The sequence below is a fragment of the Proteus sp. G2674 genome, from assembly GCF_009915195.1.
In the GTDB taxonomy this organism is placed as follows: domain Bacteria; phylum Pseudomonadota; class Gammaproteobacteria; order Enterobacterales; family Enterobacteriaceae; genus Proteus; species Proteus mirabilis.
Genome location: NZ_JAABLS010000024.1, coordinates 165093 through 176471, shown reverse-complemented (window position 1 = coordinate 176471; position 11379 = coordinate 165093). Strand labels below are relative to the sequence as shown.

Here is an 11379-nt window from a genome sequence, read left to right as displayed (position 1 = left end):
GTTAATAGCGATACAGAATTAGTCATTTCACAACCGGCTACATTTACCGTAAAAAACACTAGTTACAGCATTAATCTCACTGAGCCGAACTCATACAGCGACGCTAATAATCGTATGACCGCTATTGCATCAGATATTACGTAGTTCTTAAACGAGCAACGAGTTACGCTCGATGGTGTTAAAAAAGTGCTGGGGGATATTAGTAAAAAGTTAGATAAAAGTGGTGTGGACCTTTCAGGGATTTCGAAGTGCGATTACACGTAATACACAAATGGCTTATTGTGTGTTTCGACAAAAATCCACCTTAAAGGCGAGCGCTATTGGTCTTTGCCGACAATATTATCGCATTTAGATAAGTGTGTTGTGTTTTATCATACCACCAACTCTCAAGCGGAAGTGAGCTATTTAGCGCATAAAAAGCAATTATACAGTTCAGCCCAAACAGACATTTATGTGTGTGTATTCGTTTCAGGAATGGTTTTGACCCCGAAGAAACGTTGGGGGTTATCACTGTACAGTGAAGATGGAGCACGGGTCTTTAATACGGACTATTTGCCTTTTACCCGAGGAAAATCAATGGAATTGTTATTACGGGAGGGGAGTGTAGAGACTCCATATAGTTTGCCTTTAGTCTGTGCAACCAGTCAGTTTGTGAATGCGTCTTATCAGGATGACCCTATTGATTGGGCCAAGCGCAATACGGGGATACGTTTTCGGGGAAAACAGATTTTTGTGAGCGAACGAATACGTGATGCTCATCGGCAACATCATGTAGAGCAACGTATTCCCTTTTATGTCCTTAATGGTTCACATTATTTTTAATAAAATGAATACCTGTCTATATTTATGTGGGATACATGTCGCTTTTCTTTATTGGCATAATGCTTTCTGCTGATAATGATTGTTTTGCTTTAATCATTTCTTTTTCATTTGAAAATTTATAATTAGGCAATAGTTCTTTAGGTTTGACACCTAAAATAAACGCGATAGAGAATAAATGTTCTACTGTTATTTTGGTATGTCCATTCTCTATACGTGAATAGTGCTGTTGACTTATTTCCAATGAATGGGCTATTTCAATGCCTGTCACCCCTAATTCTTTTCTTTTTTGTTTTATTTTTTTACTGATGATGTAATTCAATGTATTCATGATATTGTCCTGATTATAAATATCCTGCAACTAAACTAGATAAAGCAAAAAGTTATAAGATTAATTTATTTTAAATAAAAATACGGGGTTTTTATATTGTTTATTTCATTTTATGAGGTTGGTGTGCATTTTTTTGTTTTTTTTTCAATCGGTTGTGTGGTTTTTTTAGGCGCAGATGACTATTTATTCGATATTTCAATGTTGTGTTAATAATGAAATTATATAATTAATAAAATTTTTGCTTATTTGTTGAGCATCTTGCTCTTTTTTACTATTTATCAAATGATAAAACCTCTGTAAATAATATTGGTTTTTATTATCATTCGCTTTTTCTGCTTTGTTGAGAGATATTTATACTGGTTATTTCTATTTTGAGTAGATAATTATAATGAAAATTAACTTTAATATAAAAAATAAAATGAAATCATTGAGTGTCATTTTTTATTATTGATTATGTCTTTAATGTATTGTATTAATATTTTGTTCATTAGGTTTTTATTTGAAAATCTTAACATTACGTTTATTAAAATTTAGCCCGTATTTATACGGTTTTTTTATGAATATCAGTTTTTTACTAATGTTATTGCGAATTTAATTATAATATATAGCTAAAAAACTAAGAAAATTAGTGAAAATTTCTATTGAATTATAATCACATTATAATTTTTAAAATTTTAGTTAATTGCAGTTTGGTTTGAGATTAATAGAAAGTAGCTGATGTAAAGTATATTGCTTAGTGCTAATATTGATAATTTAATCAAATGATTGCGTTATTATATCATTTCTTAAGTTAAATAATTGTTTTTTTTTGTATAAAGAAAGCAATTTTAATGAAATTTAAAAACAATTAATATCATTGTTAAAAGATTATAAGATTTAATTAATGTAAGAATATTTACTTTGTGAATTTTATCATATAGTATTTCTTTCTTTAATGTCATAACTCATTGGGTTTATTTCTTTATTTATGAATTTTATATTGAATTGTAAATTCAGATTTTGTCTGTTATTTATTCTATTTCTGAGTTTTCATAGTATTGCGAATGACGATTATAATAAAAAAAGTAATAATTTAATAACTGAGGCTCAATTGGTTGAGGATCCTACTCTATTATTACGATTATTTATTCCTGCATTAATTAGAAATGATGTAGAAGGTGTTGGATTATTACTTTCTATTTATGAAAAACAAAAAAAAACAGAAAATGATGAGTTGTTAATATGGGGTAATGCTATTATTTCTCGTAAGAATAAAGAATTAGATAAGTCAATATCATTATATAGAAGTTTAGTTTCTAGAAATCCTAAATTAGTATTTGCTCGATTACAGTTAGCAATTTCATTATTTGAAAATAAAGAGAATGAGGCGGCATTAGAACAATTTGATAAACTGAAAAGCGAAAGCTTGAATGATAACATCATTGATATTATTAATAAATATTCCGAATTAATCAATCACCAGAATGATTGGTCATTTAATGGTGGCATTGTTTATTTAAATGAGTCAAATATTAATAACTCTCCTAAATTAGGTGTTAATGCTGCAAATTGGAAGAGTACATCAAAGCCTGAAAGTGCTGAGGGTTTTTCTTATGTAGGGGTAGCTGAAAAGAAGTTATCGATATATAAAAATTACTTTTCTTTATTGAATATTCGAGGAAAGGGAAAATATTATTGGGATAACTCTAAATATAATGAAATATCTTCTAGAGTGAAAGTGGGATTGGGATATAAAGATTTAACTAATGAAGTGTTATTTTTACATTTTGTCGAATACTCATGGAATCCAAATAAAACTCAACAAAATGGTTCTACATTTCATCGTTATTCAAATGCAATTGGAACAGAGGTTGAAATAAACAATTGGTTAAATAAGCAATGGAAAAATTCACTTTCAGTTGAGTTATCAAGGCAAAGTTATCATAAGACAAAACTATTGGATGGTAATGTTTATTCTGTATCTGATACACTATTGTATATATCAAGTAGTAATCAATATTGGTTTTCTGGAATAGATTTTTATCATAAAGAAGCTAAAAGTAAAGCTAATGCTTTTGATCGATTCAGTGTCCGTGCAGGTTGGGGGCAAGAATGGTTACAAGGTATTTCTACTCGTTTTCAAGTTGGTTATGCTAAGCGTATTTATCAAGGAGCAATAGCAGAAGAAAATAATTATTGGGTTCCTGATTTTTATAAAAAACCACAAAAAAATGATGAGTATAGTGTTTATATAACATTGTGGAATAGAAATTTTTATTTTTATGGAATTACACCAAAAATAACATGGGCATATCAAAAAATAGATAGTAGTAATTTATTTTATAGTTATGATAAAAATAACTTTTATCTTGAGTTTAGTAAATATTTTTAATTAAAGTTGGATATTATATTATGAAAAAAAATATACCTTTTGTTGTTTTACCTCTTATTATTGCTGGATGTTCTAGTGGTGGCGGTGAGAACAAAGATAATAATGTTATTCAGGAAAAGAAAGTCGATGTTATATCTAATAACCCTACATCTAGTTTAAATAAAGAGGAGGGTAAAAGAGTCAATGAAGCATTAAATAAAGAAGTAAATGAAGAAGTAAATGAAGAAGTAAATAAAGTAACGAATAAAGTAGTGAATGAGGTGGTAAATAAAGAAGTAAATGAAGTGGTGAATGAGATAGTAAATAAAGAAATAAATAGAATAGATGAAAAAGAAGATGCTGCGGAAATTTCAAACGATAAAGGAATATCCGTGGATGAAAAATTATTATCAGATAATAAAGAAAAAGTATATACAGGTAGTAAGATAGATAAGATATACCATTCTAACTGGGATTATGGGAAAGAAAATATTCCTGTTTATAATATTGAAGGTTCAAAAGATCCATATGAGAATTATTTATCTAGTGAGGAAAAAATAATTACTTTCGTAACAGATAAAGGCGATTCGCATCAATTTAGTTTATTGGGTGATGTTGGATATTATGGGTATCGAATTGAATTAGATGCTGATAGAACAGCAAGTTATGCTTCTTATATTTATTCTATTGAAAAAGACCTTATTGCTGAAAATGTGCCTAATGATTTAAATGCTGTGTATAGTAAAAAAGACGGTTTTGTGTATGGTCCATTAGATCATAGATCTGATCAAATAAACGCAGTCGTTAGAACAGCAGACATTACAATGAATTATACTAATGGCATAGTTAAAGGTGTTATTACTGAAAATGATCCACATATAGGTAATGATGAATTATTTAAAATAGATGGTAATACTAAAAGTTTAGTAATAACACCTACTCGGCATGTATCAAATGGTATCATTCCTAATGATAGAGCAGCAATGGATATTCAATTTGTTAATTCTGCAGAAAATATAGATGATCACAAATATATTTTAGGAACTACAAAAGCGGAGTCATGGGTAGGTGTATTAGCAGCAGAAAAACAGAATTAATATTAGAGTGATGTATAGCTATTTTAGTTAGTTTTATTTATCAAAAGCCTCTTAGCTGAGGCTTTTTAAAAAATCATAGTCTAGGTTTATATGGATAAAAATAATTATAATTTTTTAAGTAATGAGAGTTTTTCACACCATGTATTAAGCGTTTCTCGTTTTTCTCTAAAATAATCATATCTATCATAATGCTTTTGAGAAATTCCTAGTCTTTTATGGTTTTGTACCATATTCTTAATTCAGAACTTATTCCCATTTTTCTAGCTAATGTTTCGAATACTCACTAAGTCATGTTTACAGCCCTAATTAGTGGTTATCAAAACCAATAAAAGCATTATGGTAATCAACTAGTTATAAAAATGCATAATCACTGTCTTTTAAGTCTATTAAGAGTAAATATGCCTTAATAAACAAATAGTTAATAATGGCTGATTTATATAATGCTACGCCACATGGGGTGGACAGAAGCCGCTGATTTAATCATTAAAGGTATGGAAGGCGCAATCGAAGCGAAGACCGTTACTTATGATTTCGAACGTCTAATGGACGGTGCTAAACTGCTGAAATGTAGCGAGTTCGGTGACGCGATTATTAAACATATGTAATTGTTGATTTGATAAATAGTTAACGGGAGCTTATTAGTTCCCGTTTTTTATTGTCAATTTTGAAACGGTTATCAAAACGAATTATCAAAATGAATATAGATCGTTGCATACCTTTAGAGTTGCCCAATCAATTTGTTAATCGGCTAAAGGCGATTGAAAACTCAAGTATAGATGAATAATTCTCGGAATCACTAATCGAGCAATGCAGCGTTTATTCTTTGGTTAGAGATATTGATCAATACTGTAGAAGCAATCGAATTATAGGAATACATTACACAATGGTCATAGCCTTATCAAAAATATTCGGTCTGAATTTAGACATAGAATTTTCCCTTATTCTTTAAATTATTTACCCTAGTAAAAAAGTTAGTTATTAACATAGGTTTTTATAGTAATAAAATAACTTAATCCATCTATTTCTAATTCAGTCCAATCGCCAAGAACAGTGACTTCTAATCTATATTGGCCATATTCTGATGGTGTCAACTCCCCATTAATTGACTCACTTTAAATTCAGTCAGCGAAGCGAAAACAATCCCATAAGCCTTAATCCGAATTTAGTAAAAGTGATCCGCAGAGCGATTGTAACAAGTAAACAAAAAACACCCTGTGATTTTTATACTCACAGGGTGTTTAAATGAAGCAAAAATAAAACTTAATTAGATATCAACTCGGGGTTGATAGAGATTTTAATATAACCAATTAGTTAGAAAGCCTCTAATAGTAACTACTAAGTATTGCAATAGATTAAACTAATTTGTCCATAGCATTATTAATGTGTATTAGTCGCAATGAGATGCCAAAGGAGAAATTTAAAATAGCTTCGCCAACAAAATCTAACCTATTAGTAATATCGACACTATTTGCAGCAAGGCGATCACGTGATGATTTATCAACATTTTTTTGTACTGATTAACTATACCTAGTTGGCGAAAAGATAAATAGTACACAATAATATACAAAATACTGTAATTGTATACAGTAAAAGATTGCATTTCGAAAAAATTTGTCTTATCATCTCTAAATAGTGGGCAATTTGTTACTAAGCACACTAAACTTTGTTAAACCTCACTCAATTAGTGAGGTTTTTTGTTATCTGAAATTAGCGAATAACAGGCCTAAAAACATGCCCTAGTTATAAGACTAATTAAGTTAAATGGAAAAAAACTTATCAATAATATAAGGAAATATTTATGGAACACTTTACTAAAAAATCATTATTTACCTGCGATAAAACTAATGAAAATCTCCCTAATAAACCGGGTGTAATAACACACTGCCAAGATCTAGCATCTGACTTAGGGTTAAGCGAAGCTTTTGCGCAATACACAATATCTTATACTTCTTGTGACAGTGTTCATGGAGAAATTATCCGTGAAGATACTGGTGCTGTTTTTATTCCGAAAAGTCAGGCACCTAAAGATGGTTGGCCTGTCATTGTATGGAATCATGGTACGGTAGGGATAGCGCCAACTTGTGCTCCCTCATTAACGCCTAAAAATAGTCGCGTATCGCAATATTTAAATACTTGGCTATCCCTTGGGTTTGCGATTGTTGCACCTGATTATCCAGGTTTAGGCTCATCAGGGTTGCATCATTATATGGATGAAAGAGCAACAGCATGGAGCGCTTTGGATAGTGCAAAAGCTGTCTTGAAAGGTGGGTTTTCGCTAAGTAATCGCTTTATCTTTATGGGGCAATCTCAAGGAGCTCATGCTGCATTTGCCTCTGTCGGCTATCAGCCTGAATATGCACCAGAATTAAATATCTTAGGTGCGATAGTGACAGGGACGCCTTATTTTAGTGATAATCTACTTGAAAACTTTATTAGTGATGGTGTTCAAGATGAAGGTGATAGAAAGCTACCTTACGCGATGTACTTATATCTTTCTGCTGCTGATAAAAATCCAAACTTAAAAGTGGAAGATTATTTCCAAGAATTAGCAATACCTTATGTTGAAAAAGCGAAAACGCTTTGTATCAGTCCATTAAGTCAATTAGTAATGGATAATAAATTAAACGCATCAAATAGCTTAAAACCTAAGTTTTACGAGCTATTAGAGCAAGAAGCGTCAAGCTTAAATTATAGAAAACTTCTTGTTGATAAGCCCGTATTTATAGGGATTGGTTTAGAAGATATTCATGTGTTAACTCGTTGGCAACAAGAGTTTGCAAGAGATGTATTGGAAGCTGGCACAAATGCATATGTATATGAATATCCGAATATTGGTCATTTAGATGTATACAATGTCTCTTTGCGAAATTCAGTGCCTTTTGTATTTGAACTGATGAAAAATGAGCATAGCAAAATAGACTAAAAACTATTTTATAACTGATTAATTTCTATCTTAATCTTATTCTTATTATTTGAATGTGGAAAGATGAGTGATGTGAGATGCCAGATCATGTTTTGGTTAAAGAACATCTGGTATCTCTTTTTATTTTAATTCTTTGATTTAAGGAAATAAAAACTTATTTTTATTGATAAGTTTTTATAATTTTGTCTATATCAATCTTATTGATAGATTTTTTATTCACCAAAAATAAAGTTTGCTATCTGAGTTTTTCTATGGCTTAATGATGTCACTGGTTTGGAAGTACAGACCTATTTATGTTAGTCAGTTTAAAGTTGTTCCCGTTTAGCGTTATCCTTGATACCACTTCATTGCGAATTCCTTCTAATTAATTCCCATAAGTAAAAATACCAAACAAACCACATATGCCTTATGGCAAATTAAATAAATTAAAGGAAATTCTATGTCTAATTCAATGACTGGTACAGTAAAATGGTTCGATGAAGGTAAAGGTTTTGGTTTTATTACTCCAGCAGATGGCAGCAAAGATGTATTCGTGCATTTCTCTGCAATCCAAAGTGATAACTTCAAAACATTAGCTGAAGGCCAACAAGTTTCATTCACCATGGAAAATGGTATGAAAGGCCCAGCAGCAGGCAACGTGGTGGCTCTCTAAAGGCGCTATTACAATTCGCCTCTATTTTAAATGCCCAAGTTGTCGCGGTTCACAATATAGAACATCACAATTTGATGTTACAGTGAACAATCCACACGGCGCAAAATGTATCTTTTGCAAAAGTGTGATGACAGCTCAAATGAGCTAAGCATTAAATAGTTGAATATACAAAACCTCGCTTCGGCGGGGTTTTTTGCTATCTACAATCTCATATTGGCTAGAGATAAAAAATTTAGATTTTAGGGCTTGAAAAATACTTGCTCGTTCATATTTATATATTGGGCCAATCAGATATCGCCCATAATTCAATAAATACTGAAGGAGGAATTATATGCCTAACATTAAACCTTTTTCATTATTCCCAACTTTATCTGACAACCTACTTTCAAACCGTTTTGATCAGATAGATCGCCTGTTTAGCCAGTTAACAGGTAGTAAACCAATTTCATCACCGACTCAGACTTATAATCTGAAACAGATTGATGATAACCATTATGAACTAACAGTGAGTGTGCCTGGATATCAAGAAGATGACTTATCGGTTTCATTGAAAGGAAGTCGCTTATTGATTGAAGGGAAAAAAGAAGAAAAATTAGAAGAAGACAATGATAAATGGATCCACCGAGGTATATCTCAAGGGCAGTTTACATTGCAGTTTGACCTCGGTAAAAATGTCAAAATAGAAAAAGCCGATTTATCAAGTGGACTTCTGACCATTGCTATTGAATATGAGTTACCTGAAGAAGAAAAACGGCAAACAATAGCGATAGAAAATAAAGATAAAAGCTAATTTAGTGAGATAGCTTAAATAAGATTAAGGCTGCACATAATGTGTAGCCTTAATTTTTTGTAATAGCCTATAAATTATAATATTTGAATAAAGAAGGGCAAAATAAACCGGATGCTTAAAGAAGTGCAAGCTTACACTAGAAAAATGGATTGGATGTTTATGGCTCGCAATAGATACACTTAATCGTTGGAGTATATGTGTTCATAACAAACCTCTTTAAGAGGGGGCACTTTATGTGAACGCATAATGAGATTTAACCATGATAGTTTATACAGTAGTAAATGTTTAAAAGATTAAATACTGTTGATACAAGAAAGTGTGTCAAAAAATGATATAGATATTTATACTAAATATTTAAAAGATAAGTTATTAGTAAATAATATACCAGTTTTTATTTATTATCTAATATAGAAATGAGTTTTCTATTATTAAAATAATGACTTCAGAATAAAGAAACGATATGATTTATTTTATTTAAATAGGAACTGTTATGAAAAAGCCACTTTCTTTATGGATAACTCAATTTTTGATTGTCTGCTGTATTATACTGATATTATATTTTTTTATAACCAATGCATCACTGTTATTAAATTTGTATAGTTTTGATATGCCCGCTGAGATAAAGATAGAAATTTATTTATGGAGTTTTATTCGTTTGTTAGTTTTAATTATACAAATATCAGCGCTTTACTTTTCCTTCAGATGCGATAAAAGGGCGCGGGTATTGACTATCTTAGCTTGGCTACCAATCATTATCGTCATGTTATGGAGCAATTTCCATGATGGGTTAACTTCTTTGAACGAAAGTGGTATAAGCTATGATAATGATGCTCAAAGATCTGGAGGGATTATAGGTAAACTTATTCTGGCTGGATTATCCCTTTGGTTGACATCTATTATATTATTTTCAAAAAAATTAAAGCGTTATTTTCTATTTGAGAAAAGTGAATGATTTTTTTGACTACAAAAATGGATGGCTTAATAACCATCCATTTTTATTGCATAAAAATATCTTGGTATAAATAATTATTAAATAAAGTATAAATACATAATTATTAGAAATAATATCTGTATACTACTCCACTTCTTGTCGTGACAAGATATTAGGTAAATTTATTTCTATCCAATCCGCAAGAAGCGTGAGTTTCTCACTTATTTGCTCACCAAGATCTGTCAAAGAGTACTCTACATGGGGTGGAACAACAGGATATGACACTCGGTTAATAAAACCATCTTGCTCCAATACTTGTAACGATTGAGACAGCATTTTCTCACTTACTCCGCCAATTTTACGTCGTAAATCACTAAAACGATGTGTTCCATCACGTAGGGCTATTAAAATGAGTATGCCCCAACGACTTGTAACATGTTTGAGGATCTCTCTGGATGGGCACTGTTTAGAAAATAAATTTCCTTCACGTAATTGCTGCGAGAGTGTGGATATTGTCATTGTATACTTACCTTTTTGTATGTACTTACTTTTGGTAAGTTTAGGTGCTATTTTATCAAAACACAAGTGATACATTAAGGAGTTATCTTATGATTGCAATTACTGGTGCAACAGGCCTATTAGGTCAACATGTGATTGAAAACCTTCTTCAAACCGTTCCTGCTAATCAAATAGTGGCATTTGCTCGTGATGTAAAAAAAGGATCGTCTTTAAGTCAGAAAGGAGTTTTAGTACGTCAGGCGGATTACAATGATAAAGCTTCATTAATAACAGCTTTACAGGGTGTCGATAAATTACTTTTAATTTCCTCAAGTGAAGTTGGCAAACGTACCATTCAACACCGTAATGTCATTGAGGCAGCAAAATCAGCAGATGTACAATTTATTGCTTACACTAGCATATTACATGCTGATCGCTCTCCATTAAGCTTGCATGTGGAACATGTAGAAACAGAAAAAATGCTAGCTGATTCTGGGATCTCTTACACTTTATTACGAAATGGCTGGTATACAGAAAATTATCTGGCAAGCGTCCCTGCAGCACTTGAGCATGGCGTTTTTCTGGGGGCGGCTGGTGATGGCAAAATAGCTTCAGCCACTCGGGCCGATTATGCATTGGCTGCTGCTCGGGTAATTAGTGAAGAAGGACATATAGGTAAAGTGTATGAGCTTGCGGGTGATGAAGCTTGGACATTAGAGCAATTAGCTAAGGAATTGACTAAACAAAGCGGGAAGCAAGTGATATATAACAATTTAAGTCAGGCCGATTTTGTCGCTGCGTTAAAAACGGCAGGCTTACCCGATAAATTATCAAATATGCTGGCTGATTCTGATATCGGCGCATCCAAAGGTGGATTATTTGATGATAGTCATACCCTAAGTAAATTAATTGGCCGACGTACAACAACACTTGCGGAGAGTATCAAATCAATATTGTAAATCGATAGCTAATATCTATTCTATTTTCA

The 11379-nt window shown here is 31.6% G+C and carries 11 protein-coding genes and 1 pseudogene; 10 read left to right on the top strand and 2 right to left on the bottom strand.

Annotated features, from left to right (window positions below; all coding sequences use genetic code 11):
* Positions 1-327 precede the first annotated feature (327 nt).
* Positions 328-822, top strand: a complete 495-nt coding sequence (locus GWI58_RS11745; RefSeq protein WP_233499634.1) for a hypothetical protein — start codon at positions 328-330, stop codon at positions 820-822.
* A gap of 22 nt (positions 823-844) precedes the next feature.
* Here GWI58_RS11745 and GWI58_RS11740 read toward each other — a convergent pair whose 3' ends face one another.
* Complete coding sequence (locus GWI58_RS11740) at positions 845-1150, bottom strand: helix-turn-helix domain-containing protein (RefSeq protein ID WP_036905765.1); 306 nt, start codon at positions 1148-1150, stop codon at positions 845-847.
* Between the two features lie 967 nt (positions 1151-2117).
* Here GWI58_RS11740 and GWI58_RS11735 point away from each other — a divergent pair.
* From GWI58_RS11735 to GWI58_RS11705, 8 genes and pseudogenes are all read left to right on the top strand, one after another.
* Positions 2118-3521, top strand: a complete 1404-nt coding sequence (locus GWI58_RS11735) for a surface lipoprotein assembly modifier (protein WP_430256797.1) — start codon at positions 2118-2120, stop codon at positions 3519-3521.
* 20 nt (positions 3522-3541) lie between these two features.
* The gene (locus GWI58_RS17730) at positions 3542-4597 is read left to right on the top strand and encodes a hypothetical protein (protein ID WP_064971342.1); all 1056 of its coding nucleotides are present in this window, start codon (positions 3542-3544) and stop codon (positions 4595-4597) included.
* Between the two features lie 437 nt (positions 4598-5034).
* Positions 5035-5202 (top strand): annotated as a pseudogene (locus GWI58_RS11725) (isocitrate/isopropylmalate family dehydrogenase); the annotation flags it as partial.
* 1193 nt (positions 5203-6395) lie between these two features.
* Entirely contained in the window at positions 6396-7520 is a 1125-nt protein-coding gene (locus GWI58_RS11720) for a lipase family protein (RefSeq protein ID WP_004247906.1), read from the top strand.
* A gap of 439 nt (positions 7521-7959) precedes the next feature.
* Positions 7960-8172: a transcription antiterminator/RNA stability regulator CspE gene (cspE, locus tag GWI58_RS11715; protein WP_004247907.1), complete on the top strand. Its 213-nt coding sequence runs from the start codon at positions 7960-7962 to the stop codon at positions 8170-8172.
* 7 nt (positions 8173-8179) lie between these two features.
* Positions 8180-8320: a cold shock small protein YmcF gene (gene ymcF, locus GWI58_RS17880; protein WP_406819891.1), complete on the top strand. Its 141-nt coding sequence runs from the start codon at positions 8180-8182 to the stop codon at positions 8318-8320.
* 183 nt (positions 8321-8503) lie between these two features.
* Positions 8504-8962, top strand: coding sequence for an Hsp20 family protein (locus GWI58_RS11710; RefSeq protein WP_004242516.1), 459 nt, complete (start codon positions 8504-8506; stop codon positions 8960-8962).
* A gap of 490 nt (positions 8963-9452) precedes the next feature.
* A complete protein-coding gene (locus GWI58_RS11705; protein ID WP_004247908.1) occupies positions 9453-9914 on the top strand; it encodes a hypothetical protein in 462 nt (153 codons plus the stop codon).
* A gap of 123 nt (positions 9915-10037) precedes the next feature.
* Here GWI58_RS11705 and GWI58_RS11700 read toward each other — a convergent pair whose 3' ends face one another.
* Complete coding sequence (locus GWI58_RS11700) at positions 10038-10412, bottom strand: winged helix-turn-helix transcriptional regulator (protein ID WP_004247909.1); 375 nt, start codon at positions 10410-10412, stop codon at positions 10038-10040.
* 89 nt (positions 10413-10501) lie between these two features.
* Between GWI58_RS11700 and GWI58_RS11695 the strand changes: the two genes are divergently transcribed.
* Complete coding sequence (locus tag GWI58_RS11695; RefSeq protein ID WP_110229306.1) at positions 10502-11350, top strand: SDR family oxidoreductase; 849 nt, start codon at positions 10502-10504, stop codon at positions 11348-11350.
* Positions 11351-11379: the final 29 nt, after the last annotated feature.

Excerpts from the sequence above, each read along its gene's own strand:
- GWI58_RS11710 (WP_004242516.1), top strand. The coding sequence starts at position 8,504 with ATGCCTAACATTAAACCTTTTTCATTATTCCCAACTTTATCTGACAAC.
- GWI58_RS17730 (WP_064971342.1), top strand. The coding sequence starts at position 3,542 with ATGAAAAAAAATATACCTTTTGTTGTTTTACCTCTTATTATTGCTGGA.
- GWI58_RS11740 (WP_036905765.1), bottom strand. The coding sequence starts at position 1,150 with ATGAATACATTGAATTACATCATCAGTAAAAAAATAAAACAAAAAAGA.
- GWI58_RS11720 (WP_004247906.1), top strand. The coding sequence starts at position 6,396 with ATGGAACACTTTACTAAAAAATCATTATTTACCTGCGATAAAACTAAT.
- GWI58_RS11705 (WP_004247908.1), top strand. The coding sequence starts at position 9,453 with ATGAAAAAGCCACTTTCTTTATGGATAACTCAATTTTTGATTGTCTGC.
- cspE (WP_004247907.1), top strand. The coding sequence starts at position 7,960 with ATGTCTAATTCAATGACTGGTACAGTAAAATGGTTCGATGAAGGTAAA.
- GWI58_RS11700 (WP_004247909.1), bottom strand. The coding sequence starts at position 10,412 with ATGACAATATCCACACTCTCGCAGCAATTACGTGAAGGAAATTTATTT.
- GWI58_RS11695 (WP_110229306.1), top strand. The coding sequence starts at position 10,502 with ATGATTGCAATTACTGGTGCAACAGGCCTATTAGGTCAACATGTGATT.
- GWI58_RS11735 (WP_430256797.1), top strand. The coding sequence starts at position 2,118 with ATGAATTTTATATTGAATTGTAAATTCAGATTTTGTCTGTTATTTATT.